The organism is Janthinobacterium sp. P210006 (assembly GCF_036231885.1).
In the GTDB taxonomy this organism is placed as follows: Bacteria; Pseudomonadota; Gammaproteobacteria; order Burkholderiales; family Burkholderiaceae_D; genus Janthinobacterium; species Janthinobacterium violaceinigrum.
The window spans coordinates 718,043-741,711 of sequence record NZ_JAZARD010000002.1 but is presented as its reverse complement, the minus strand read 5'-3'; the positions used below and the strand labels follow the sequence as shown (position 1 = coordinate 741,711).

The 23,669-nt window shown below is 65.8% G+C and carries 24 protein-coding genes; 15 read left to right on the top strand and 9 right to left on the bottom strand.

Going from position 1 to position 23,669, the window contains the following annotated elements; translation table 11 throughout:
- Position 1: 1 nt before the first annotated feature.
- On the top strand, positions 2–700 hold the full coding sequence (locus tag VPH41_RS11815; RefSeq protein WP_328570143.1) for a hypothetical protein: 699 nt from the start codon (positions 2–4) through the stop codon (positions 698–700).
- Positions 701–730: 30 nt separating this feature from the next.
- Here VPH41_RS11815 and VPH41_RS11810 read toward each other — a convergent pair whose 3' ends face one another.
- The 4 genes from VPH41_RS11810 to VPH41_RS11795 all read right to left on the bottom strand — a co-directional run bounded on the left by VPH41_RS11810 (position 731) and on the right by VPH41_RS11795 (position 3,092).
- A complete protein-coding gene (locus VPH41_RS11810; RefSeq protein WP_328570142.1) occupies positions 731–1,465 on the bottom strand; it encodes a hypothetical protein in 735 nt (244 codons plus the stop codon).
- Entirely contained in the window at positions 1,465–2,031 is a 567-nt protein-coding gene (locus tag VPH41_RS11805) for a hypothetical protein (RefSeq protein ID WP_287773629.1), read from the bottom strand. Before VPH41_RS11805 ends, VPH41_RS11810 begins: the two co-directional genes overlap by 1 nt.
- A gap of 79 nt (positions 2,032–2,110) precedes the next feature.
- A complete protein-coding gene (locus VPH41_RS11800; protein WP_328570141.1) occupies positions 2,111–2,398 on the bottom strand; it encodes a putative quinol monooxygenase in 288 nt (95 codons plus the stop codon).
- Positions 2,399–2,519: 121 nt separating this feature from the next.
- On the bottom strand, positions 2,520–3,092 hold the full coding sequence (locus VPH41_RS11795) for an FMN-dependent NADH-azoreductase (protein ID WP_152281439.1): 573 nt from the start codon (positions 3,090–3,092) through the stop codon (positions 2,520–2,522).
- 162 nt (positions 3,093–3,254) lie between these two features.
- Here VPH41_RS11795 and VPH41_RS11790 point away from each other — a divergent pair, with 162 nt between their 5' ends.
- Positions 3,255–3,650 (top strand): winged helix-turn-helix transcriptional regulator, encoded by a 396-nt coding sequence (locus tag VPH41_RS11790; RefSeq protein WP_328570519.1) that lies wholly within the window; start codon positions 3,255–3,257, stop codon positions 3,648–3,650.
- Here the strand turns inward: VPH41_RS11790 and VPH41_RS11785 are convergent.
- Positions 3,647–4,102 (bottom strand): GNAT family N-acetyltransferase, encoded by a 456-nt coding sequence (locus tag VPH41_RS11785; protein WP_328570140.1) that lies wholly within the window; start codon positions 4,100–4,102, stop codon positions 3,647–3,649. The two genes, VPH41_RS11790 and VPH41_RS11785, sit on opposite strands and share 4 nt — an antisense overlap.
- Positions 4,103–4,202: 100 nt before the next feature.
- Entirely contained in the window at positions 4,203–5,267 is a 1,065-nt protein-coding gene (locus VPH41_RS11780; RefSeq protein ID WP_328570139.1) for a helix-turn-helix transcriptional regulator, read from the bottom strand.
- Between the two features lie 208 nt (positions 5,268–5,475).
- Between VPH41_RS11780 and VPH41_RS11775 the strand changes: the two genes are divergently transcribed.
- Positions 5,476–7,485, top strand: a complete 2,010-nt coding sequence (locus tag VPH41_RS11775) for a glycoside hydrolase family 3 protein (protein WP_328570138.1) — start codon at positions 5,476–5,478, stop codon at positions 7,483–7,485.
- Between the two features lie 14 nt (positions 7,486–7,499).
- Here VPH41_RS11775 and VPH41_RS11770 read toward each other — a convergent pair whose 3' ends face one another.
- Together VPH41_RS11770 and VPH41_RS11765 are read right to left on the bottom strand one after the other, a co-directional pair.
- Positions 7,500–8,618 carry a Gfo/Idh/MocA family protein gene (locus tag VPH41_RS11770; protein WP_328570137.1) on the bottom strand — a complete coding sequence of 373 codons (1,119 nt, stop codon included), beginning with the start codon at positions 8,616–8,618 and terminating at the stop codon, positions 7,500–7,502.
- A gap of 30 nt (positions 8,619–8,648) precedes the next feature.
- Positions 8,649–9,842, bottom strand: coding sequence for a phytanoyl-CoA dioxygenase family protein (locus tag VPH41_RS11765; RefSeq protein WP_328570136.1), 1,194 nt, complete (start codon positions 9,840–9,842; stop codon positions 8,649–8,651).
- Between the two features lie 106 nt (positions 9,843–9,948).
- Here VPH41_RS11765 and VPH41_RS11760 point away from each other — a divergent pair, with 106 nt between their 5' ends.
- The 10 genes from VPH41_RS11760 to VPH41_RS11715 all read left to right on the top strand — a co-directional run bounded on the left by VPH41_RS11760 (position 9,949) and on the right by VPH41_RS11715 (position 21,048).
- Positions 9,949–10,992, top strand: coding sequence for a LacI family DNA-binding transcriptional regulator (locus VPH41_RS11760; protein WP_328570135.1), 1,044 nt, complete (start codon positions 9,949–9,951; stop codon positions 10,990–10,992).
- A gap of 65 nt (positions 10,993–11,057) precedes the next feature.
- Entirely contained in the window at positions 11,058–12,872 is a 1,815-nt protein-coding gene (locus VPH41_RS11755; RefSeq protein ID WP_328570134.1) for a DUF885 domain-containing protein, read from the top strand.
- 81 nt (positions 12,873–12,953) lie between these two features.
- Positions 12,954–13,910, top strand: coding sequence for a DMT family transporter (locus VPH41_RS11750; RefSeq protein WP_328570133.1), 957 nt, complete (start codon positions 12,954–12,956; stop codon positions 13,908–13,910).
- 87 nt (positions 13,911–13,997) lie between these two features.
- Positions 13,998–14,453 carry a homoprotocatechuate degradation operon regulator HpaR gene (hpaR, locus tag VPH41_RS11745; protein WP_226938963.1) on the top strand — a complete coding sequence of 152 codons (456 nt, stop codon included), beginning with the start codon at positions 13,998–14,000 and terminating at the stop codon, positions 14,451–14,453.
- 360 nt (positions 14,454–14,813) lie between these two features.
- Positions 14,814–15,980, top strand: a complete 1,167-nt coding sequence (locus tag VPH41_RS11740; protein WP_328570132.1) for a porin — start codon at positions 14,814–14,816, stop codon at positions 15,978–15,980.
- Between the two features lie 28 nt (positions 15,981–16,008).
- Positions 16,009–16,533, top strand: a complete 525-nt coding sequence (locus VPH41_RS11735; RefSeq protein WP_328570131.1) for a sugar dehydrogenase complex small subunit — start codon at positions 16,009–16,011, stop codon at positions 16,531–16,533.
- Positions 16,534–16,542: 9 nt separating this feature from the next.
- Complete coding sequence (locus tag VPH41_RS11730) at positions 16,543–18,153, top strand: GMC family oxidoreductase (RefSeq protein WP_287771190.1); 1,611 nt, start codon at positions 16,543–16,545, stop codon at positions 18,151–18,153.
- Positions 18,150–19,541, top strand: coding sequence for a cytochrome c (locus VPH41_RS11725; protein WP_328570130.1), 1,392 nt, complete (start codon positions 18,150–18,152; stop codon positions 19,539–19,541). The genes VPH41_RS11730 and VPH41_RS11725 overlap by 4 nt, the downstream gene beginning before the upstream one ends.
- Before the next feature lie 123 nt (positions 19,542–19,664).
- Positions 19,665–20,117, top strand: a complete 453-nt coding sequence (locus VPH41_RS11720; RefSeq protein ID WP_328570129.1) for an RrF2 family transcriptional regulator — start codon at positions 19,665–19,667, stop codon at positions 20,115–20,117.
- Complete coding sequence (locus VPH41_RS11715; RefSeq protein ID WP_328570128.1) at positions 20,104–21,048, top strand: NAD(P)/FAD-dependent oxidoreductase; 945 nt, start codon at positions 20,104–20,106, stop codon at positions 21,046–21,048. Before VPH41_RS11720 ends, VPH41_RS11715 begins: the two co-directional genes overlap by 14 nt.
- A gap of 27 nt (positions 21,049–21,075) precedes the next feature.
- Here the strand turns inward: VPH41_RS11715 and VPH41_RS11710 are convergent, their stop codons facing one another.
- Positions 21,076–21,843, bottom strand: a complete 768-nt coding sequence (locus tag VPH41_RS11710) for an SDR family oxidoreductase (RefSeq protein WP_328570127.1) — start codon at positions 21,841–21,843, stop codon at positions 21,076–21,078.
- Between the two features lie 123 nt (positions 21,844–21,966).
- On the opposite strand from VPH41_RS11710, the gene VPH41_RS11705 reads away from it, so the two are divergent.
- Both VPH41_RS11705 and VPH41_RS11700 read left to right on the top strand, forming a co-directional pair.
- Positions 21,967–22,890 carry a LysR family transcriptional regulator gene (locus VPH41_RS11705; protein ID WP_328570126.1) on the top strand — a complete coding sequence of 308 codons (924 nt, stop codon included), beginning with the start codon at positions 21,967–21,969 and terminating at the stop codon, positions 22,888–22,890.
- Positions 22,891–22,905: 15 nt separating this feature from the next.
- Positions 22,906–23,664: a DUF4303 domain-containing protein gene (locus VPH41_RS11700; RefSeq protein WP_328570125.1), complete on the top strand. Its 759-nt coding sequence runs from the start codon at positions 22,906–22,908 to the stop codon at positions 23,662–23,664.
- Positions 23,665–23,669: the final 5 nt, after the last annotated feature.

Here is a 23,669-nt window from a genome sequence, read left to right as displayed (position 1 = left end):
CATGCTTAAAAAACTGCTGCCGTTGATGCTGTGTTGCGCGCTTGATTCCTCTGCGGAAGAATTGATCCAGGTCGGTTCGCCAACGGGCTATATTGAGCTAGCTCAAGTCGTCGAGAGCTCTTCCCTGGTGGCGCGGGTGACGGTCGTGTCCGCGACGGTGGTGCCGCACGAAGATGCTACGGATGGGAATCCCTGTGGCATTGTCTACCGGACAAAAGTCGTGCAGGCATTGAAGGGCAGCCAGGACGGTGATGTGCAGTTTTTCCTGCCTGTGGCGACTTCTCCTCTCCAAGCGGGTCTCAAGTACCTGGTGTTCCTGGAACATCGAAGCGAGCGCCAGGCCAGAGACCTCTTTGCATCCCTGAACGTGGCCTTGCCTTATGCAGAAAGCAAGCGTTTGAAGTGTAAATTTCCAGCGGGATATTACGTTTCCCTGCATGCGGCCCCCCTGGCATTTGATGCAGATGCCGGGATACAATTTGGTGGTGAGTGGCTGAGCCTGGGAAGAGGCGGGGTGCCATCGGGCCTCGTGCTTTGCGAAGTACCTGTAACCAATAGCGCTAACGTGGAAAGCCGGCACCATCGACAAAAAAAATCCGGCGGCGCGGTGGTCAGCTGGATTGAAATGGCCCGCCTGATCAAAAGGGCCGATAGCGTGTTGAGCTTCTTGAACAGGGGACTCGATGCGTGCGGCCAGTAAGCCGTGCCGCCGCCCGTTCCAGTCTCGGATTTAGGGCGTATTGCGCCTCAACCCCGCCTGCCGCACGAACACTTGCAGCGCGGCCATGGTCTGCTCGTGCAGCGCTTGCAGTTTCGCTTCCAGTGCTGGCGTGACGGCCAGGCTGCCATCCGCCTGCCGGCGCACGGGCAGGCCCAGCGCTTGCGCCATTTCTACCGGGTAATTCGTGAAGTTGCCATACGGCCGCTTGCCGTCCACGGACGGGGTGGGCCAATAGCCTTCGGCCAGGTAATCCTCGGCACTGCCCATGCCCAGCATTTCCACCGTCAGCCACGACTGCTGGCGCAGCAGCGTCACATGCTGTGCCGTCAGGACGAACGGCGCCTTGCCGTGGGTATAGCTGCCTGGCTTCAGGTCGGCCATCTGCACGAAGCGGGGCAGCAGCTGCGCCGCTTCCATCAGGCGCTGCGCGGCCAGTGCCGCATCGCCGCTGGCCATCGCCTGCATGGCCAGTGTCAGGGTGTCGCCCGTGCCCAGCGGGTGGGCCGGATTGAGCATGGGCGCGCCGCTTTCCACGGGGGACCAGCCAATGTTGAAGCGCCGTATCAGCGCCAGGTGGTGCACATTGAGGATTTTCGGCAGGGGCGCGTCGAGGGTGGCCACGATGCGCTGGCGCACGGCGCGGGGCAGGCCGCCGCCGGCCGCGCGCGCCAGCACGGGTGAGCACAGCAGGGCGCCGGCAAGGCGCAGCAGCTGGCGCCGCATGGGCTGGGTACGGCCCGGCATCACGGCGTCGTCACGTCCTGGCGCTGGAATTCGATGCGGTTTTCCTGGTAATCCCACTTCGTGTAGGGCCCGAACACGCGTCGGTTTTCCTTGCTGTCGGCATTCGATTGCTCGCGCTTCATGCGCCGCACCAGGGCGGGGTCCGTGAGCGGGGCGGTCGTCGTGCCGAACACTTCGTGCCGCACGCTTTGCTTGGCGTCGGCGCCGCGCGAGATGATGGTGAGCTTGCGCGAGGCGGGATCGAAGTACAGGCGCATGGCAAACGTGTTCATGTCCTGCAGATACAGGCCGTCGTCGCGCCACTGGGCATAGAAATAGTCGCCGCAGACGGCCTTCGGCTCGCGTTTCCATTCGCAGGCAAGCAGGATCAGCAAATGATGGTCATCGAGCTGCTTGATGGAAACACGGGCCTTGGAATAGCCCCAGGTGCTGGGCGGCACGGTCGTCGACGAGAGCAGGTTGTATTCGCCCACGAGCTTGGGCATGGGTGCTTGCGCAAAGGCGCCGGTGCACAGGGCAAGGGCGGCTGCCGCGGCGGCGGCGCGTATCGGGAAAAAGGGTGTCATGATGGCCATAAAGAAAAGTTGCCACATTATAGATGGCAACTTGCCAAGATGGCCGCGCGCTTGAACGCGCTGCCGGCTGTTACTTCAGCTTGCTCAACTCCGCCACGTCGATCTTGACGACCTTGCCGTCCGTGGCGGCCACCAGCGTCAGGAAATGGGGCGTCGCATAGTGCGCCGTCAGGGCCGCCTCGCTGGTCCATTCTTCCAGCATGATGAAGCGCGTGGGAATCTTGTTGTCGAGGTGCAGTTCGTAGCGCAGGCAGCCGCTTTCGGCGCGGCTGGGCGGCACGACGGCTTCCAGGGCGGCGCGCACGGCGTCGATATGGTCGGCTTGGGCATCGATGGTGGCGACGACGGTCAGGGTCATGGTGGTCCTTGTAAAGTGGTGGGGCGGATGCAGCTTAGCGCATCCTGGACGTTCATGCCGGCCATGTCCAGTCTGGCTGCGCCGAAACAGTTTCCGCCGCAGCCAGAAAATCCGCCGCCCCTTACGCGGCTTGCAGCGCCCCGATCTGCTCGAACGCTGCCGTCAACGCCTGCGCCCTGGCGGCGTCGCTGACCTTGACGCCTTCGGCGCGCACGATGTCGATTTGCGTGACGCCGAGGAAGCCGAGGAAGGCGCGCAGATGGCTTTCCTGGTGTTCCAGGCTGGCCATCGGCGTGTCGGCGCCGTAATAGCCGCCGCGCGTCGAGGCGATGATCACGCGCTTGCTACCCAGCAGGCCTTCCGGGCCGTTGGCGCCGTACTGGAAAGTCTTGCCCGGCACGGCCAGCGCATCCAGCCACGATTTGAGCTGGCTGGGGAGGGCGAAGTTGTACATGGGGGCGCCGACGACGATGACGTCGGCCGCCAGCACCTGCTCCAGCGCGCCGGCCAGCGCTGCGCCGTCGCTGGCGCTGGGGGCCGCCGTGAATTGCGGCAGCGGCTGGGCCGCCAGATCGCGGTAGTGGACGGCGGCGCCGGGCGCGGCCGCCTGCAGGCGGGCCACGATGGCGGCGGACAACTGGCGGCTGATGGAATGCTCGCCGAGGATGCTGGAATCGATGTGCAGAATGTTCATGGGTGCCTTCTTGGGTGGTATGATCGGGTGGTATGTTTTTGTAACCGAGTTAAATATAGTGACTATCAAATGAACGCACAAGAAGGCACTTTTTCCACACTGGGGCACACGGATGTGACTATTGGCGATGCCGCCGCGCAAGGGGCAGAGCTGGAACGGCGCATGCGCGACGAGGGCGGCCATGCGGGCGTGGCCGATTCCTGCCGCCCCATCACGGACATCCTTACGCGCGTGGGCGACAAATGGAGCGTGATGGTGGTGATCCTGCTGGGCAATGGCACCAAGCGCTTCAACGAGATGCGCCGCCTGATCGGCGGCATCTCCCAGCGCATGCTGACCCTGACGTTGCGCGGGCTGGAACGCGACGGCCTCGTGACGCGCACCGTGTTTCCCACCGTGCCGCCGCGCGTCGACTACGCGTTGACGGACCTGGGCCGCTCGCTCCTGATCCCCATCAGCGCGCTGGGCGCCTGGGCCCATGGCCACCGCGACGCCATCGATGCGGCGCGGCTGGCGTTCGATGCCAGGGCAGGGAACCAACTCCCCGCAGACGATTAAGCTATGTCGATGACGGCCAGCATGTCACAGCCATCGGCATCCATGCCTGTTTCCACGAAACCCATGCTGGCATAGAATCGCTGCGCGTTGGCATTGCCGGGCTTGTAGCAAATCTCGATGCTGCGCGCATCCGGCCGGGCGCGGATTTCCGCCAGCGCCAGGCCGAGGGCAGCCCTGCCATGGCCTTGTCCCTGGCGCCGGTGGTCGACCATGAAACGCCAGATCTGGTAGTGGCCGGGCGGGTCTTCATCGTCCGGCGAAACGAACATCAGGAAACCGATCACCTCTTCATCGCAATATACGGCGCGCGTATGCATGGTGGCTGGGTAAAAGCTGGCCTGCGCGATGGAGTAGTCGTTGCTGGCCAGATAATCGCGTTGCTGTGGCAGCAGGGGCAATTCGCTGATGATGTCAAAATTGTCGGCGGTGACGGCGCGCAGGCTGATGGTCATGGTCGAAGGTGATGAAAAGTCGGGTGTGGAAGTATGGGGAAAAGTTGCGCAACTGGCAATGCCGTGCCGTCGCTCGGCGCAGCCAGCGCTTCGATCATCGTCATGGCAGGGCCTGTGTCTGAACGAATTCCGATGAACTGCCTTGCACGTCGTGCCGGTAGCGCGCCGGCGGCAGTTCGAACTGGGTCTTGAAGAAGCGGGTGAACGCGCTTTGCGAGGAAAAGCCCAGGCGGTCGCCGATTTCCGCCACGCTCATGCTCGTTTCGCGCAGCAGGCGGCGCGATTCGCGGCTCTTGGCGCGCAGTTCCAGCGCGCGGAACGAGGTCTGCTCCTGCTGCAGCTGGCGCTGCAAGGTCCAGCGGTTCATCGCCAGGCCGTCGCACAGGGCCGGCAGCAGCGCGGCGCCGTCGGCGTCCGCCTGCCGGCTCAATAAATCGATGATGGCTTGCTCCACGCGGGCCGAAAACAGCTGCGCCCCCTGCAGTTTCTGCAATTGCCCCTGCGCGTGGCGCAGCGCGTGCGGCGCCAGCATGGCGTTGAACTGGGCAAAGGGCCGGTCCAGCGCGGGTGCATCAAACGTCAGCGTATTGCGTCCCTGGCCAAAGCTGGCGGCGGCGCCGAAGCACTCGGCAATGGCGGGCGCGAACCACGGCGCCTTGCCCTGGAAGCCGGCATGGAAGGCGGTGGCCGCGCCATCGTCGTAGGCGCGCGCCACCAGCGACAGCATGCGGAAATTGGCCAGCGCCTGCATGGCGCCGCCCGCGGGGCAGAATTCGGACAGGTATTCGATCTCGATGCGGGTGCCGCTTTCGCTCATCAGCATGAAATCGAATTCGCCGATCAAGCCACGCAAATGCAGCAGTTCGTGCAGCGCGCTGCGCAGGGTGGGGCGGTTGAAGCAGACGTGGGCGATGCCGGAAAAATGGGCAAACCAGTGCGTCACGTCGATGTCGAGAATGGCCCGGTGCTGCGGCAACTGCTGGGCGTAGGCCGTCATGCGGCGGTGCCGCTCGGCGTTGATGCGGCCGCCCGGTTCGTCCAGCTGCGCCGGCGTGATGCCGGTCTGCCGGAGGAAGTCGGCGGGGTCGTGGCCATCGGCCTGCAAGGCGCGCGCGCATTGCTGCGCAATCCGGTTCGAAACCGTGCGCGTGTCGGGTTTGTGCAAGGGTGTCTCCTGCTTGTTGTAGTAATTTTTCACAAATATTAGCACTTTGTAGGAAATTGTTGGTTGTCGTGCCGCCTAACCAAAAATTGTTTTCGCGGGTATAAAACGCGTGCTGCGCGGTCAAGAAACTCACGCATTCTCACGCTATATTGTTTTCGGCCGGCCTTGCTGCCGCGCCTTGATACCTACAAAAACAGTCTTGGAGATAATGATGAATTGCACTTTGAAACCGATGGCCCGCGTGGTCGCCGGCTGCGTCGCCACGCTTGCCCTGGCCGCCTGCGGCAACGACACCGGCAGCGAGGGATACACGCAGCCCGTGTTCGGCGCCACCACCTACGCCCAGCTCAAGTCCGACGGCTATACCTTCAAGGACATGAACCGCAACGGCAAGGTCGATCCGTACGAAGACTGGCGCCTGCCGGCCGAAGCGCGCGCCGACGACCTGCTGTCGCGCATGAGCCTTGATGAAAAGGCCGGCTTGATGATGCATGGCACGGCGCCCACCGTGTCCGACCCTTCCGGCATCGGCCTGGGCGGCGCGTATGACATGGCGGCGCTGCAGGACCTGATCGTCAAGCAGTACGTCAACACCTTCATTACCCGCATGGCGGGCGACACGGCGAATATGGCGGCCCAGTACAACAAGCTGCAGGCGCTGAGCGAGACGTCGCGCCACGGCATTCCCGTGTCCATCAGCACGGACCCGCGCCACCATTTCCAGTACACGGTGGGCGCCAGCGCCGGTACCAAGGGTTTTTCGCAGTGGCCGGAAACCCTGGGCCTGGCCGCCATCGGCGACGATGCGCTGGTGCGCCGCTTCGGCGACATCGCGCGCCAGGAATACCTGGCCGTCGGCATCACGCAAGCGCTGTCGCCGCAGGCGGACCTGGCCACCGAGCCGCGCTGGTCGCGCATCAACGGCACGTTCGGCGAAGATGCGGACCTGGCCAAGCGCATGGTGCAGCACTATATCGAGGGCTTCCAGGATGGCAATACGGGCCTGCATGACGGCAGCGTGGTGGCCGTCGTCAAGCACTGGGTCGGCTACGGCGCCACGAAAGAGGGCTTCGACGGCCATAACTACTATGGCCGCTACATGACTTACCCGGGCAATAATTTTGCCTACCACGTCAAGCCGTTCGAGGGCGCCTTCACGGCCAAGGCGGCCTCCGTCATGCCCACCTATGCTCTGCCGGACGGCAATATCACCATCGACGGCATCACCCTGGAGCAGGTGGCGGCCGGCTTCAGCAAGACCATGCTGACGGATCTGCTGCGCGGAAAATACGGTTTCGAAGGCGTGATCCTGTCCGACTGGGGCATCACTTCCGACTGCGACGCCAACTGCCGCAACGGCACGCCGCCTGGCGTGGCGCCGTCGTTCATCGGCTTCGGCACGCCGTGGGGCATGGAAGACGCCACCAAGGCCGAGCGCTATGTGAAAGCCGTCACGGCGGGCATGGACCAGTTTGGCGGCGTGACGGAAGCGCCGTATCTGACGCAAGCCGTGCAGCGGGGCCAGTTGACGGAAGCGCGCATCAACGCGTCGGCGCGGCGCATCCTGGTGCAGAAATTCAAGCAGGGCCTGTTCGAGCATCCGTTCGTCGACGCTGCCAAGGCGGCCACCACGGTGGGCAAGGCGGACTTCATCGAGGCGGGCCTGGAAGCCCAGCGCCGTTCGCTGGTCCTGCTGGAAAACAAGGACAAGACCTTGCCGCTGGCGGCCACCGTCAAGAAGGTTTACCTGTACGGCATCGACGCGGCCGTGGCGAAGCAGTATGGCTACACGGTGGTCGCCACGCCGCAGGAAGCGGACGTGGCCCTGCTGCGCGTGGCCGCGCCGTATGAAATCCTGCACCCGAACTACATCTTCGGCAGCATGCAGCACGAAGGACGCCTGAACTATGTCGATGGCGACGCCGACTACGAGGCCATCAAGAACGCGGCCCAATATGCGCCGAAGACGGTGGTGACGGTGTACCTGGACCGCCCGGCCATCCTCGGCAACGTGCAGGACAAGGCCAGCGCCATACTCGCCAACTTCGGCGTGAGCGACGGCGCGCTGTTCGACGTCCTGACGGGCAAGGCCAAGCCGCAAGGCAAGCTGCCGTTCGAGCTGCCATCGTCGATGGCCGAAGTGCAGGTGCAGAAATCGGACGTGCCGTATGACACGGCCCATCCGCTGTACAAGTTCGGTTACGGCCTGGGGTACTGACAACGCTCCTGCTGTCAGCGCACGGTAATCCAGCTGCGCTCCTGCACGGAGCGCAGCGCGGCGTCGACCAGCCGGTCCACTTCGTAGCCGTCGCGGAAGGTGGGCCAGACTGGCTCGCCGCCGGCGATCGCCTGCAGAAAATCGCGCGCCTCTATGACGATTTGCTCGTTGTAGCCCGTGCCGTGCCCGGCTCCCTGGCTGAATGCCAGGTAGTCGGGGTGGGCGGGGCCCATCAGCAGGCGCTGGAAACCCTGGCGCTGCGCGGGGCGGCTGGCGTCGTACAGCCACAGCTCGTTCTGGTTTTCCTGATCAAAGGCGATCGCGCCTTTCGTCCCCGTGATGCGGTAGGTATAGCCCATCTTGCGCCCGGCCGCCACGCGGCTGAAGGTCAGCGCGCCCAGCGCGCCGCTGGCAAAGCGCAGCATCACATTCCCCTGGTCGTCGTTGTCCACCGCTTCCATGCCGTGCGGGCCGTCGCGCCGCGCATGCACGGTATTCATGTCGGCCACCAGCGAGTCGACGGGGCCGCCCAGGCGCAGGGCCAGGTTGAGCAGATGCGAACCCACGTCGGCCAGCGCGCCGGCACGCGTTGCCGTGGCCTCCCGCGTGCGCCACGAGGCAGGCGCGCGCGGATCGTGCAGGTAGTCTTCCACGTGCTCGGCGGCGACGTGGATGATGTCGCCGATTTCTCCGGACGCGATGATCTGGCGCGCCAGCTGGCTGGCCGGCGTGCGGATGTAGTTGTAGCCGACCATGTTGGCCACGCCCGCGTCTTCCGCCGCCTGCGCGAGCTGCAGCGATTCGGCGGCGGAAAATCCCAGCGGTTTTTCGCAGAACACGGGCTTGCCCAAGGCCAGCGCCGCCAGCACGATGTCCTTGTGCGTGGCGGGCGGCGTGGCGACGACGATGGCGTCGATGGCGGGGTCATTGACCAGCGTGCGCCAGTCGCCGGTGGAGCTGTTCCAGCCCAGTTCCCGCGCGCTGCGGGCCGCGCCTTCTTCGCTGCTGGTGGCGATGCATGCGCAGACGGGGTTGCGGGACGTGGGAAAGATGCTGCGCACGGATTTATAGGCGATGGTGTGGGCCTTGCCCATGTAGCCGGCGCCGATCAGGCCGATGTTGATGTCTTGCATAGGGAGTCTCCGAGGTGGCGCGTATGGAATTCAGGCTTGCTGGCGCCAGGCATGGCTGTCCAGGGCATCGAGCAAGCGGGCTGCTGGCCAGTCCTGCGCCAGCGCTTCGCGCATGAGTTGTTGTTGCGTGGGCGGCGCCATGCCATCGATGGGCTGGTCGCGGTCCAGGTTGCTGGGAAAGGCATAGCCTTCGGCGCAGGCGGCGATCGCGTGGCCGGCGCCGGCGTCATCCAGCGCGCCCTGCGCGCGTAGCGCCTGCAAGGCCGGGTATAACGCGGCGCTCATGGCGCGGCGGTCCAGCGCTTCCATGGCGCGCCCGAATGGCGACGACACCTGCAGCAGGTTGGCCATGCGGTGGATGTCGGGCGAGCGGTTATGCCCGGCCGCGTGGAACAGGGCGGGGTTGAAGAACACGGCGTCGCCTTGCGACAGCGGCAGCTGCACGCAATGCCGGGCGAAATAGTCGCGGAACGGCCGCTGCTGCCAGGCGAGAAAACCGGCCCGGTAGCGCTGCGACCAGGGCAGGTACAGGGTAGGGCCGGATTCGAGCGGCATGTCGCAATGGGCGACGGCACCCTGCAAGGTCAGGAGTGCCGACATCTGGTGCACGGGCGCGGGATAGGCGGCGCAGGCGGCGGCGCTCTGGAAGCCCAGGTGATAGTCGCGGTGGGGCGCCTGGGCGGCACCGCCGGGATTGACGACGTTCACTTGCGCCGTCATCTGGTAGGCAGGCCCCAGCCAGGCCTGCGATATCCAGGCGAAGACGGGGTTGGCGTAATAGCGCGCGAACGTTTCGGGCGCGCGCAGGCAAAGCTTTTGCTGGGCGTTCCAGATGCGGTCGTTCGCGCCCGGCCTGGCGAAATGGTCGCCGGCCGTCTGGCCGCTGGCATGCTGCCCGGCGATCAGGTCGCGGAACACGCGATTGGCCTGCTCCAGCGTTTCCATGTCCGTGACGGCCCGTTTGAGCACGATGACGCCGGGGCCGTCCATCAGCGCCTTGCCCCATTCGGCCTGCAGCGCGCGCAGCGCGGCCGGATTGGCGGCCAGTTCGCGCACGCTATCGCAGTCGTAGACGAGGATATTTTCCTGCACCGCGGCGGCGTGCGGATAGTCGGCCAGCGCCGTGCGGCAGCTGACGGTGTCGATGAAGTCTTGCAGGTCGCAGCTTTCCGGCGTCAGCCAATACGGGGCGGGCGGCGCGGCGCCGGCGTTGGTGGTGTGCATGCGGTGTCTCCTGATTATTTAAGTTGTAGAATCAGTATAGGGATGAAAATCCGCATTTTTGATCAGAAAATCCATCAAAAAACCATCAAGCCGAAATGGAGGGCACGTGACGCATCCTTTCCCCGTCAAGGTCGTGGCGCTGCAGGCCGGCGTCAGCGTGGCCACGGTCGACCGCGTGATCAGGCAGCGCGGCGGCGTGCACGCCAATACGGTGCGCCGCGTGATGCAGGCGCTCGACGAGCTGGCGCGGCAAAGCACGCAGGTGGGCCTGGCCGGCAGAAAATTCATGCTCGACGTGCTGATGGTGGCGCCGCGCCGTTTTACCGATGCCGTGCGCGCCGCGCTGGAGGCGGAGCTGCCGTCCCTGCATCCGGCCGTGCTGCGTTCGCGCTTTCACCTGCATGAAACCCTGGAGGTGGACGGCATCGTCGACCTGCTGGAACGCATCCGCAAGAACGGCAGCCACGGCGTGCTGCTCAAGGCGCCGGACGTGCCGCCCGTGGCCGACGCCGTCGCCAGGCTGGCGGCGGCCGGCATCCCCGTGGTGACCCTTGTCACGGACTTGCCCGCGTCCGCGCGCCGCAGCTATGTGGGCATGGATAACCGGGCGGCGGGCGAGACGGCCGCCTATCTGATCGGCCAGTGGCTGGGCGGCGCGAAAAAGAAACGGCAGGTGCTGGTGACCCTGAGCAGCAACCGTTTTCACGGGGAGGAAGAGCGCGAGATCGGTTTTCGCCGCGCGCTGCGCGAACGGCACCGGCATTTATCGATCGTCGAAGTGAGCGAAGGCCACGGCATCGACGGCGCCACGGGCGCGCTGGTGCGGCAAGCGCTGGCCGGACATCCCGATATCGCCGCCGTGTATTCCATCGGCGGCGGCAATGCCGCCATCGTGCAGGCGTTCGCCAAAGCGGGCCGGCCCTGCCAGGTCTTCATCGGCCATGACCTCGATGCGGACAACCTGGCGCTGCTCCGTTCGGGCGCCATCCACGCCGTGCTGCACCACGACCTGGGCCAGGACATGCGCCGCGCCTGCCAGGAAATCCTGCGGGCGCAGGGCGCGCTGCCGGCCCTGGCGCAGCCCGCCTCGCTGTCCGCCATCCAGATCGTCACGCCGTGGAACCTGCCCGCGCTGAACGGACTGAATTGACAGCCGCCCGGGCCTGGCCGATACTCGCCGCTTCGCTCATCGCTCACCTTTGAAGGAAATCCCCGATGTCCGTCATCCCGAAATTGCATCAGACCGTGCTGGCCGCCTTGCTCTCCACCGCGTTCGCCATGCCGGCCATGGCCGCCCCCGCAGCTGCGGCAGCTGCCGCCGCCCCATCGGCCTGGGTCGAGGCCAGCAACCGCAACGCGGCCATCGTGCTGGCGGCCCAGGCGCAGTTCTCGCCCGAAGACGCCTCCGATACGGGCCTGGCGCAGTACGACGGCCTGGCCGCCGACCTGGGGCCGAACATCACCGAGCGCCATGTGGCGGCCATGCAGAAGGCGCGCGCGCAATTGCAGCAAAAGCTGGCGGCGGAAAAGGATGAACGCATCCGCCAGGATCTGCAAATTCTGACGAACGCCGTCGACCAGGAAATCAGCGGCGCCCGTCTGGAAGCCAAATACGCCTTGCCGTGGGTCGACGTGCCGCAGATGGTCTTTGGCAGCATGCAAAGCCTGCTGCAGGAACAGCGTCCGGCCGCGCGCCGCGCCAAGGCGCTGGAGCGCCTGCAGCGCTATGTGGGGCAGTTCCCGGGCAGTACGCCGATCACGCAGCAGGCCAAGGCCCGCTTCACGGAAAAAATCGGCAAGCCCGGCCTGGCCGGACCCGTGCGCCTGCAGGTGGAGCAGTCGCTGGAAAACGTGCCCACGTATATCGCCGGCATCCGCAAGCTGTTTGCCGACATGCAGATCGCGGGCGCCGAAGCCGCGCTGGCGGCCATGGAGCAGCAGCTGAACGAGTATGCGGCATGGGAAAAGCAGGTGGTGCTGCCCCTGTCGCGCACGGATTTCCGCATGGCGCCCGAACTGTATGCGTTCCACCTGAAACAGGTGGGCATCGACATCGAGCCGCGCGCGCTGGTCGAACGGGCGCAGGTGGCTTACCTGGAAACGCGCGCAGCCATGCAGGCACTGGCGCCCGTGGTGGCGGCGAAAATGTCGCTCAAGGGTGTCGACGGCACTGATTACCGCCAGGTGCTGCGCGCGCTGAAAGCGGACTCCATCCCCAACGAGCAGCTCGAGGCGCACTACAAGGGCGTCAATACGCAGCTCGAGGAACGCATTCGCCAGCAGCGCGTGGTCGACATTCCGGCGCGCGCCATGACCATGCGCCTGGCGTCCGACGCCGAATCGGCCGCCCAGCCGGCGCCGCATATGCGTCCGCCTCCGCTGATCGGCAATACGGGGGAGCACGGCCAGTTCGTCCTGCCCGTCAGTAATCCGGCCGCCAGCGGCAAGGGCGAGGCCTATGACGATTTCAATTTCGCGGGCGCCGCCTGGACCCTGAGCGCGCATGAGGGCCGTCCCGGCCACGAGCTGCAGTTCAGCGCCATGGTGGAGCGGGGCGTGTCGCAGGCGCGCAGCCTGTATGCGTTCAACAGCGTCAATGTGGAAGGCTGGGCCCTGTACGCGGAAGCGGAGATGATTCCCTACGAGCCGGCCGAAGGCCAGTTCATCGCGCTGCAGTTCCGCATGCTGCGCGCGGCGCGCGCCATGCTCGACCCGATGCTGAACCTGGGCCAGGTCACGCGCGAGGAAGCAGGGCGCATCCTGACGGATGAAGTGATGCTGTCGAAAGCGATGGCGCGCCAGGAACTGGACCGCTACACCTTCAATTCGCCGGGCCAGGCGGGCAGCTATTTCTACGGCTATACGCGCATCCTGCAGCTGCGCGCGGAAACGGAGCTGGCGCTGGGCGAGAAATTCGACCGCCTGGCCTTCAACAACTTCCTGCTGGGCCAGGGCTTGCTGCCGCCTGGCTTGCTGGCCAAGGCCGTGCGCGAGCACTTCATTCCCGAACAGAGAAAAGCCAGGGGCTGAAGCGATCGCGCGATGCGGCGCGCCGCGCTGTTCTGCATACCCTATACTGGCGTCTTTGAATGAAGACGCGGGTGTGGCTGCATGTGGCGTGGGATCGTATCGGGTTTGCTGGCCGGCGCCTTCTGGGGCGCCGTTTTCATTGTGCCCGTCTTGCTGCCCGATTTTTCACCGGTCGAGCTGATGGTGGGCCGCTACATCTGCTACGGCGCGCTGGCGGCCGGGCTGATGCTGCCGCGCCTCCTGCCCCTGCTGCGGCGCCTGCGAGGCGGCGACTGGCTGGCCATGCTGCGCCAGGCGCTGGCCGGCAATGTCGTCTACTACCTGCTGCTGGCCTACGGCGTCAAGCTGGCCGGCGTGGCACCCACCTCGCTGATCATCGGCCTGCTGCCCTTGAGCGTGACGGTTTTCGGCCACAAGGACCACGGCGCGCTGCCTCTGCGCCGCCTGGCCCTGCCGTTGCTGGTGGTGGCCCTGGGCATCGCCTGCATCAATCTTGATATCTTCAGCCATGCCGGCAGCGCGGGCGGCGCCGGCATGGCGCACAAGCTGGCCGGCGTGCTGTGCGCCATCTGCGCGCTCGCGTGCTGGACCTGGTATGCGCTCGACAATGCCCGCTTCCTCAAGCGCCACGCGCATTTCAGTGCCGTGGAGTGGGCCATGCTGTATGGCCTGGCCAGCGGCGTCATCGCCCTGGCCGTGGGCGCCGCGGCGCTGGCGCTGCAGCCGGCGGGCGGCCCCGATGGCGGACCGGCGCGCGACTGGGCCCATTTCTGGCTCGTGTGCCTGCTGCTGGCGCTGGGCGCTTCCGTGATCGGCAACTACCTGTGGAACCTGGCGTCGCGCCTGGTGCCCGTCACCTTGTCGGGCCAGCTGATCTTGTCGGAGACGCTGTTCGCGCTGCTGTACGGCTTCGTTTACGCGCAGCGCATGCCGCGGCCGCTGGAATGGGCGGCCATGGTCTTGCTGACGGCGGGCGTGCTGTGGTCCGTGCACGCGCATGCGGGGCAAGGGGAGGATGGCGGGGAGGGGCGGGCGTAGCGAAAAATACATCGTTGCCAGCCTGCCGTTTGCAGTGGACGGGCCGTATAATTACGCTAATTTTTCCGCGCACCGAGGGAGTTCCGCTTGCAGCTACCGATCCGTTATCCGAACATGCCGCAATTGCTGCTGAAGGCCCGCGACAGCCTGCTCCAGCATTTCCGCCCCATCCTCAACCACTTCGGCGTCACGGAGCAGCAGTGGCGCATCATGCGCGCGCTGAACGAAAGTCCCACGCTGGAACCGCGCGAGCTGTGCGACATCTGCCAGATTTCCAGTCCCAGCATGAGCGGCATCCTGGCGCGCATGGAAGAAATCGGTCTGATCGGGCGCAGCAAGTTCGAAGGCGACCAGCGGCGCCGCAAGGTGCACCTGTCGGAAGCGGGCGCCAGCCTGCTGCTGCAGATGGGCAAGCTGATCGACTTGCAATATGAACACCTGGAAGCGGCCTATGGCAAGCAAGTGTTCGAAGACATGCGCCGCACCCTGGAAGCCTTCATTGCCCTCGAAACCCTGCCGGTGGCGCCCGCCATCCTGCGCTGACCTTTCCGCTCTTTCCCGCCTGCTTGATTGCCCACCGGCGCGTGTTTTCCCACACGCGCCGCCGCTGCCTTTTCCATGCCTGTTCCGCGTATTTCCGCATCCTGCCAGGCGTGCGCCCGCGCGCCTGCCCGTTTTACTATAAGACACAAGAAAGTTTTGCTATAAGACTACGCCTTACAGTCAATTACTTACATGTGAGTAAATAAGCGTATAATTTGCCTCACTTGATCCAAATCAAGAACAAAAGCGGACGCCCCACGCGCTGGACGGGGCCGCAACGCGGCGCCACAGCCGGTATGTCGCCCATGCGGCGGCAATACTTGTCGGGCGTACAATAAAACAGGAAAATCAGGAAAAATAATGAACAATACTTGCATGCGCGCTGCGGCGCTGGCCGTCTCCACGCTCATCGGCGCAAACGTTTGCGCCCAAAGCAATGTCAGCATCTATGGCGTGGTCGACGCGGCCACCGCCTACGCGAGCAACCAGGGCGGCAATTCGAATACCTATATGCGCAGCGGCAGCTTGTCCGCAAGTAAGATCGGCTTCCAGGGCGTGGAAGACCTGGGCGGCGACCTGAAGGCGCTGTTCTTGCTGGAAAATGGCTTTGAAAGCGATACGGGCGCGCAAAGTTCCGCCAGCTCCCTGTTCAACCGCCAGGCTTACGTGGGCTTGCAATCGGCAGCCTACGGCACCGTGACGGCCGGCCGCCAGTACACGCCGTACTACCTGCTGGTCGGCTCTCTGGCGTCCAGCAATGTCTTGACGGGCGCCACCGGCGCCCATCCGGGCGATATCGACGGCCTCGATACGACCGTGCGCATCAGCAATTCCATCACCTACAGCATGCCTGCCTGGCGCGGCCTGCAGGCCAGCGCCCAGTACGGCTTCGGCGAGGCGGCCGACGGCAATGCCGTGGGCAGCAGCTTCAGCGCCGCCGTCAAGTACAGCACGTCCCCGGCCGAATTCGCGCTCGGCTACCTGAAACTGAAAAATGGACAGAATGGCGCCGGCTGGAGCGACAACGCTTCGGGCAGCTTCGGCATCTCGGCCATCAACCAGGGCTACGCCTCGGCGGAAAGCATAGCGTTCATCGCCGCCAGCGCGCGCTATACCATGGGCAAGTGGATGGTGGGGGCCAATGCCAGCAATGTGCAATACCAGGCGGGCAGCCGCTCGGCCTTCCGCGACACGGCCATCTTCAACACGGCCGGCCTGATTTCCAGCTACCAGTTGACGCCGCAGTGGTTCCTGGCCGCCGGCTACAGCGACACCTTCGCCAGCCGCGCCAACGGCATCGCCGACCGCGCGCGCTACCGCCAACTGTCGTTCGAACAGACGTATGCGCTGTCGAAGCGCACCGCCATCTACCTGATCGAAGCGCGCCAGCTGGCGCGCGGCCAGACCCTGGCCCAGAACGGCGCCATCGCCGATGCCGTCGCCTCGGTGGGCGATTCGCAAAACGGCACGCCGTCGTCGAACGGCGGCCAGACGGTGGTGATGGTCGGTCTCAAGCATTCTTTCTGAACGGTTGCTGAACTCACGGGAGCTTCAATTGGACGCTACACATAACAATGAGGGCCGCGGCCCTCTGAATCCCGGCCGCCGCATGGTGCTGGCCGGCTTGCTGTCGGCTTCGGCGGCGGCGCTGATTCCCTGGGCGCTGGCCGAGCCGGTCGCCAATGCGGAGCAGGGCGCCTTCCTCGGTGTGTCGGCCATGCTGGTGGGACGGCAGGTGCTCGACCCCGTGCTGGCCAGGCGCCTGTACGACGCGCTGGTGGCGCAGGACGCCGCCTTTCCCGCCAACGTGCGCGCGCTGCTGGCCCTGATCAATGCGCAAGGCTTGCAGGCGGCCGGGCTGCAGGAAGCGCTCGATGCGCTCGCTCCCGCCCAATCGCCGCTGGCCGCCTTGCCGCGCCAGATCGCCAGCGCCTGGTACCTGGGCATCGTGGGCACGGGCGAGGCGGCCGTCTGCGTCGCCTACGAGCAGGCGCTGAACGCGGCCGTCGTGGCCGACGTGCTCAAGCCTCCCACGTATTCCTACGGCGCCTACGGCAGCTGGGCCAGAAAACCAATTTAAGGAGCCATCATGGCTGAAGAACTCTCTGCCGATTACCTCGTGATCGGCTCCGGCATCATCGGCTCCCTGGCCGCGCGCAAGCTGGCGCTGGCAGGCGCCTCGGTGCTGATCCTGGAAGCAGGACCGCGCGTGTCGCGCGGCGAAATCGTCGCCCGTTTCCGCAACACGACGCGCCGCAGCGACTGGATGTCGCCGTATCCGTCCGTCGCCACGGCGCCGCACCCGATCTACCAGCCCAAGGATAACGGCTATCTGGTGCAGGCCGGCCCGTATCCGTATCCGGCCGAATACATCCGCCAGTTCGGCGGCACGTCGTGGCACTGGGCCGCGCAGGCGTGGCGCAACGTGCCGAACGACTTCCGCATCCATACCCTGTATGGCGTGGGCGTCGACTGGCCCATCAGCTACGAAGACCTGGAGCCGTTCTATCAGGAAGCGGAGGAGATCATGGGCGTCTCGGGCGCGGAGAACACGGGTTCGCCGCGCAAGCAGCCGTTTCCGATGGCATCCGTGACGGAGCCGTACGCCATGCGCCGCATCCGCGAGCGCCTCGACCCCGCGTTCAAGGTGGTGGGCAACACGGTGGCGCGCAACAGCGTCAGCTACGATGGCCGCCCGGCCTGCTGCGGCAACAACAGCTGCCAGCCGATCTGCCCCATCGATGCGCAATACCACGGCGGCATCGCCGCGCAGCAGGCCGAAGCGGCCGGCGTGAAGATCGTCTGCAATGCCAACGTCTACAAGCTGGAACACGACGCGCAGGGCCGCATCACGGCTGCCCTGTACTACGACGTGGACAAGAAAAGCCACCGCGTCACGGCCAAGACTTTCATCCTCGCCGCCAACGGCATCGAAAGCCCCCGTTTGCTGCTCGTTTCCGCCTCGGACAAATACCCGAACGGCCTGGCCAACAGCAGCGACATGGTGGGCCGCAACCTGATGGACCACCCGAGCACCTCGATCACCTTCGACGCCGATGAAGACCTGTGGCTGGGCCGGGGCCCGCAAAGCCCCAATTCCATCAACACCATGCGCGATGGCGATTTCCGCAGCCAGCACTCGCCGTACCGCCTGGACTTCACGAACATCTCGCGCGTCGACGGCGCCACCAAGGAGCTGATCGGCAAGGGCGTGTTTGGCGAGGCATTCGAACAGCAGCTGCGTTTCCGCTCGGCGCGCGAAATGAGCCTGAAAAACGTGCTGGAAGTGCTGCCGAATCCGGAGAACCGCATTGCCCTGAGCAGCGAGAAGGACGCCATGGGCATCCCCAAGCCGCAGGCGCACTACTCGATCGACGAGTACACGAAGCGGGGCCACGAGCGCTCGAAGCAGGATTTCGAGAAGATCGCCAAGCTGATGGGCGGCACCAATCTGCGCCATAGCAAGGAAGGCGTGTTTGCCAACAACCAGCACATCTGCGGCACCCTGTCGATGGGTTCCGACCCCGCCAAGGCCGTGTGCGACCAATGGGGCCGCACCTTCGACCACGCCAACCTGTTCCTGTGCAGCACCGGCGTGCTGCCCACGTCCGGTACCTGCAACTCGACGGAAAACGGCCTGGCCGTGGCGCTGCGCACCGTCAAGCACATCCTCGACGAACAAGCGGGAGGCACAGCATGATGGCGACCTTCAGAATGGCGGCCGGTGCCGCCTTGCTCGCCCTGGCTCTGCCCGTGCTGGCGGCCGGCCCGGATGCGGCCGCCATCGAGCGTGGCCGCTACCTGGCTACGGCCGGCGACTGCATCGCCTGCCACAGCGTGCCCGGTGGTCAGCCGATGGCGGGCGGGTTGTCCCTGGTCACGCCGCTGGGGGCCATTGTCGCCACCAACATCACGCCGTCGACCACGCACGGCATCGGCAACTACACGCTCAAGCAGTTTTCCGATGCCGTGCGCCACGGCGTGCGCGCCGACGGCGCCAACCTGTACCCGGCCATGCCGTACACGGCCTACGCCAAGGTGACGGACGAGGACACGGCCGCCCTGTATGACTACTTCATGCACGGCGTGGCGGCCGTGGATGCGGCGCCGGCGCAGGCGACGGACCTGCCGTTCCCGTTCAATATCCGGCTGTCGATGGCGGGCTGGAATATGCTGTTCCTCGACAAGAAGCCCTTCGTGGCCGATACGGCGAAAAGCATGGAGTGGAACCGGGGCGCCTATCTGGCGCAAGGCCTGGCCCACTGCACCACCTGCCACACGCCGCGCAATGCGCTGATGGCCGAGCAGCTGTCGAAGGAACTGGGCGGCGCCGACCTGGGCACCTGGCATGCGCCGAACATCACGTCGGACAGCAACAGCGGCGTGGGCGGCTGGAGCCAGCAGGAACTGGTCGATTACCTGCGCACGGGCCGTGCCGCGAACAAGGCGCAGGCGGCGGGACCGATGGCCGAAGCCATCGACCATAGCCTGAAGCACCTGAGCGACGCGGACCTGAACGCCATCGCCCACTACGTCAAGAGCGTGCCGGCCATCCGCGACAAGGCCGATACGCGGCCGGTGACGCAATGGGGCAAGGCGGGCGACGAGCTGGCCGCCATCCGCGGCGTGCCGCTGCCGCAAAACCTGAACAAGATGTCGGGTGCGCAGCTGTACGATGCGCAGTGCGCCAGCTGCCACCAGGCCAGGGGCGAGGGCAGTTTCGACGGCAGCCTGCCGCCCCTGTTCCACAACTCGGTGACGGGCCGCAGCAACAGCAACAACCTGGTGATGGCCATCCTCGATGGCGTGGAGCGGCAGGATGGCAACGGCAGTCATGCTGCAGGACACCTGATGCCCGCCTTCCGCCAGACCCTGTCGGACGAGCAGATCGTCACCCTGGGCAATTACGTGCAGACGATGTACGGCAACCCCGATGTCAAGGTGACGGCGGAGCAGGTGACGACCCTGCGCAACGGCGGCGCGCCGTCCAACCTGATCGGCCTGGCCCGCGCAGGCATCATCGTCGGCGTGCTGGTGCTGCTGGCACTGCTGCTGTGGTGGCGGGGACGCCGGCGCAAGGATGCATAGGCACGTTAACAAAACACCCTGAAGCAACGGCTGGGGTCAGACCCAAAGGGTCTGACCCCTTTTTTTATGCCGAAAAATGCAACTTGCTTGCATATGTGAATTTCATGTACTACCATTGGTTACATGAGACGCGACAGCAAACTATCATCGATCCTCCACGTGCTGCTGCACATGGCCCACGCGGGACGCCCGATGACGTCCGACGAACTCTCGGCCTACCTGGACACCAACCCTGTGCTGGTGCGGCGTGTGATGGCCGGCTTGCGCGAGCGGGGCTACGTGGCCTCGGTCAAGGGGCATGGCGGCGGCTGGCGCATCGTCTGCGACCTGCACCGCGTCACCCTGCACGATATTTACGTGGCCGTGGGTTCGCCCACCATCTTCGCCATGGGCAACCGCGTCGACCAGCCGGGCTGCCTGGTCGAGCAGGTGGTCAACCAGTCGCTGGCCGGCGCCTTCGACGAAGCGCAGGCGCTGCTGATGCAGCGCTTTGGCGCCGTCACCCTGGCCGACCTGGCCGAACGCTTCAGCCAACAATACGACACCCACCAAGGAGCAATGCATGAGCAATCCTGAATTCCAAGGCGCCGCCGCGTCTGCCGCCCCGTTCGACGCCATCATCGTCGGCGGCAGCTACGCTGGCCTGTCGGCCGCCACGCAACTGGCGCGGGCCCGCCGGCGCGTGCTGGTCGTCGATGGCGGCCAGCGCCGCAACCGCTACGCCAGCCATTCCCACGGATTCCTCACCCGCGACGGCAGCGGAACGGCCGCCATCGTGGCCGAGGGCAAGGCGCAGCTGATGGCGTATGCCACCGTGTCCTGGCTGGATGGCACGGCCGTGCGGGCGGCGGCCAGCAGCGAGGGCGATGGCTACGACGTGACCCTGGCAGACGGCACGCTCGTGCGGGGCCGCCGGCTGGTGCTGGCCACCGGGGTGATCGACGAATTGCCGCCCGTCGATGGCCTGGCCGAGCGCTGGGGCCGCAGCGTCTTCCATTGCCCGTACTGCCACGGCTATGAACTGGAGCAGGGCGCCATCGGCGTGCTGGCCACCGGCCCCCTCTCCATGCACCATGCGCTGATGCTGCCCGACTGGGGCACGGTGACTTTCTTTCTCAATGGCGCGTTCGAGCCCGATGGCGCGCAGCTGGAGCAACTGGCTGCGCGCGGCGTGACGGTGGTGCGCGCGCCCGTGGCGCAGATCGCCGGCGTGGCCGACGTGGTCATGCAGGATGGCGGCCGCCATGCGATGGCCGGCCTGTTCGTGGCGACCCGCACCCGTCCGGCCAGTTCCCTGGCCGGTGAGCTGGGCTGCACTCTGGAAGAGGGGGCCATGGGTCCGTTCGTGCGCACCGACGAGCAAAAGGCCAGCAGCGTGCCTGGCGTCTTTTGCTGCGGCGATGCGGGCCGCATGGCCGGCAGCGTGGCGTTCGCGGTGGCCGATGGCGCCATGGCTGGCGTGGCAGCGCACCGCTCGCTGATGTTCGGACTGGCCCCGGCGGCGTAATGCCGGGACCGTGGCGCGTGCGGGGGATCAGGCGGCAAAACCGCCGTCGATCTTCAGTCCGGCGCCCGTGACGAACGCCGCTTCTTCGCTGGCCAGGTAGGCGACCATGCCGGCGATTTCATCGGCGCTGCCGTGGCGGGGCAGGGCCATCAGGCCGTGCATCAGGTCGGCGAAGTCGCCCGTGGGCGGGTTCATGTCGGTGGCCACGGGACCCGGTTCCACGTTGTTGATGGTGATGCCGCGCGGACCCAGGTCGCGCGACAGGCCTTGCGTCAGGCCGCTCAGCGCCGATTTGCTCATGGCGTAGGCGGCCGCGCCGCCGAACGGCATGCGGTGCGCATTCGTGCTGCCGATGTTGATGATGCGTCCGCCCGTCTGCATGTGGGCCACGGCCGCCTTGATGGCCACGAACACGGCGCGCACGTTGACGGCCACGGTCTTGTCGAAGTCTGCCAGCGAAAAATCGTCGATGGAACCGGGCAGGAACACGCCCGCGTTGTTGACGAGGATATCAAGCTTGCCAAACTGCGCCGCCACCTTGTCGATGGCCGCCGTCAGTGCGTCGGCATCGGCCGCATCGGCCTGCACGCCCAGTGCCTTGCCGCCGTTGGCCTCCACCTTGGCGGCCAGCGCCTGCGCTTCGGCGGCGGAACTTTGATACGTGAAGACGACGGTGGCGCCCTGGCGTGCCAGGCGCTGGACGATGGCGGCGCCGATGCCGCGCGAGCCGCCCGTCACAAAAGCGATCTTGTCTTGCAGTGACAGGGCGGTGCTGGTGGTGGCTTGGGTTTGCATGATGTGCTTTCTGAGTGAGGAGTCGAGGAATTCAGTATCTGCCTTTCATTCCTGCCGCGCTAGCCATGAATCATTACAATCACTTTCAACCATTGTTATCAAATGAGAGGGTAGAATAGGCACATGGAAGCCCTCAATCACTTGCAATCTTTCGTGCTGTCTGCCGAACTGGGCAGCTTTTCGTCGGCCGCGCGCCGCCTGGGACTGACGCCGGCCGCCGTCAGCAAGAACGTGGCGCGGCTGGAAGCGAGCCTGGGACTGCGGCTGTTCCAGCGCAGCACGCGCAAGCTGACGTTGACGGAAGGGGGCGAGCGTTTCCTGCTGCAGATAGGCGGCGCCCTGTCCACCTTGCAGGAAGCGATCGCCGGCGTGGCGGAAGAGGGTGGCCAGCCGGCAGGCATATTAAAAATCAGCATGGCGCCGTCGTTCGGCCGCAGCTACGTGGTTCCCCTGCTGGGCGACTTCATCGCGCGCTATCCGGGCGTCATCCCCGACTGCCATTTCGACAACCGGCAAGTGGACCTGATCGGCGAGGGATTTGACGTGGCCATCGGCGGCGGCATTGAACTGACGCCCGGCGTGGTGGCGCGCGAACTGGGCCACGCCCACATCGTCGCCACGGCGTCGCCCGCCTTCATGCGGGACAAAGCCATGCCCACGCATCCGCTTGACCTGGCGCACTTCGACGGCGTGGCGCGCCGCTCGGCCGGCAGCGGCAGGCTGCGCAGCTGGATACTGCGCGATGGCGTGGGCGGCGAAGGCGTGGCCGAATGCCGGCCCCGCGCCATCTTCGACGATCCGGAAGCGATGGCGCAGGCGGCCATCCTGGGCGTGGGCGTGGCGCTGTTGCCCATGCCGCACGCGCTGGCCCACTTGCGCAGCGGCGCCCTGATCCGGTTGCTGCCCGGCTGGCATGCCGATTCCGGCCCCCTGTCCGTGTACTATCCCAGCAAGAAACTGCTGCCCGCGAAGACGCGCGTGTTCGTCGATTTTTTGCTGGAGCAGTTCCGCCAGCGCGACTTCGCCGCGCAGATACGGCCCGATTAAACGATGAAAAAATCCATGCATAGCAACTACAGCCTGTTCTACACCTTCGACGGCGACCAGCCGGCCCGCTTCCGGGAAGCGCGCGTATTCGGCACGACCGTCTGGACGGCCAGCGGTGCGGCCATGACGTGGGGCGAGGAGACGCGCTCGCAGTACGTCAGCGAAGCCGCAGCGCATGCCGCGTACGCGGCGTATGGCCAGGCTGCCCTGGCCGATGGCTACGCGCTGGCGCGTGCCACGGCCATCGACCCGGCCGTGTTCGATTTCGCGCTGCTGCAAAGCCTGGTGGCGGATGCCGCGCGCCTGGCTGTCGATGCCGCGCGCCGCGCGCATCCCGGCCAGCACATCGACGCTGTCGCGCTGGTGAGCGACGACAGTGCCATGACCATCGCTCTCATGGCAAATAGCCGCGAGGCGCTGGCCGCCTCGGAGTATGGCGAGGAAATGCTGTGGAATCCCGCCGAGTGGGCGTTCGAGGATGGCGGCGCGTACTTCGACAGCGCCTACCGCCTGCTCTTGCAGGCGCACCGCGAGCTGCCGTTCGACGTGGACTTCATCACCTTGCGCAGCGGCGTGTTCGACGCCTGCATCGCGGCGCTGGCGCAGCTCGATATGGAAGGCATACTCGGCACGGGCGCGCAGCGCGACGCGAGCGTGCTGCTGTTCGAAGTCAGCGACAGCGAGCCGGTGGAAGGCGCGCTGGCGCGTTTGAATCCGCCGGCGGTGGTGGCGCGTTACGAGGCGTGGATGGCCAGCTGGGCGGAGCAGGGGTGAATAAA

Bases quoted from the DNA above. Each gene is read 5' to 3' on its own strand.
- VPH41_RS11750 (WP_328570133.1), top strand. From the start codon at position 12,954: ATGTGGCGTGGGATCGTATCGGGTTTGCTGGCCGGCGCCTTCTGGGGC.
- VPH41_RS11730 (WP_287771190.1), top strand. From the start codon at position 16,543: ATGGCTGAAGAACTCTCTGCCGATTACCTCGTGATCGGCTCCGGCATC.
- VPH41_RS11700 (WP_328570125.1), top strand. From the start codon at position 22,906: ATGCATAGCAACTACAGCCTGTTCTACACCTTCGACGGCGACCAGCCG.
- VPH41_RS11785 (WP_328570140.1), bottom strand. From the start codon at position 4,102: ATGACCATCAGCCTGCGCGCCGTCACCGCCGACAATTTTGACATCATC.
- VPH41_RS11800 (WP_328570141.1), bottom strand. From the start codon at position 2,398: ATGACCCTGACCGTCGTCGCCACCATCGATGCCCAAGCCGACCATATC.
- VPH41_RS11805 (WP_287773629.1), bottom strand. From the start codon at position 2,031: ATGACACCCTTTTTCCCGATACGCGCCGCCGCCGCGGCAGCCGCCCTT.
- VPH41_RS11775 (WP_328570138.1), top strand. From the start codon at position 5,476: ATGATGAATTGCACTTTGAAACCGATGGCCCGCGTGGTCGCCGGCTGC.
- VPH41_RS11710 (WP_328570127.1), bottom strand. From the start codon at position 21,843: ATGCAAACCCAAGCCACCACCAGCACCGCCCTGTCACTGCAAGACAAG.
- VPH41_RS11740 (WP_328570132.1), top strand. From the start codon at position 14,814: ATGAACAATACTTGCATGCGCGCTGCGGCGCTGGCCGTCTCCACGCTC.
- VPH41_RS11770 (WP_328570137.1), bottom strand. From the start codon at position 8,618: ATGCAAGACATCAACATCGGCCTGATCGGCGCCGGCTACATGGGCAAG.
- VPH41_RS11715 (WP_328570128.1), top strand. From the start codon at position 20,104: ATGAGCAATCCTGAATTCCAAGGCGCCGCCGCGTCTGCCGCCCCGTTC.
- VPH41_RS11810 (WP_328570142.1), bottom strand. From the start codon at position 1,465: ATGCCGGGCCGTACCCAGCCCATGCGGCGCCAGCTGCTGCGCCTTGCC.
- VPH41_RS11725 (WP_328570130.1), top strand. From the start codon at position 18,150: ATGATGGCGACCTTCAGAATGGCGGCCGGTGCCGCCTTGCTCGCCCTG.
- VPH41_RS11790 (WP_328570519.1), top strand. From the start codon at position 3,255: ATGCGCGACGAGGGCGGCCATGCGGGCGTGGCCGATTCCTGCCGCCCC.
- VPH41_RS11795 (WP_152281439.1), bottom strand. From the start codon at position 3,092: ATGAACATTCTGCACATCGATTCCAGCATCCTCGGCGAGCATTCCATC.
- VPH41_RS11720 (WP_328570129.1), top strand. From the start codon at position 19,665: ATGAGACGCGACAGCAAACTATCATCGATCCTCCACGTGCTGCTGCAC.
- VPH41_RS11765 (WP_328570136.1), bottom strand. From the start codon at position 9,842: ATGCACACCACCAACGCCGGCGCCGCGCCGCCCGCCCCGTATTGGCTG.
- VPH41_RS11705 (WP_328570126.1), top strand. From the start codon at position 21,967: ATGGAAGCCCTCAATCACTTGCAATCTTTCGTGCTGTCTGCCGAACTG.
- VPH41_RS11755 (WP_328570134.1), top strand. From the start codon at position 11,058: ATGTCCGTCATCCCGAAATTGCATCAGACCGTGCTGGCCGCCTTGCTC.
- VPH41_RS11815 (WP_328570143.1), top strand. From the start codon at position 2: ATGCTTAAAAAACTGCTGCCGTTGATGCTGTGTTGCGCGCTTGATTCC.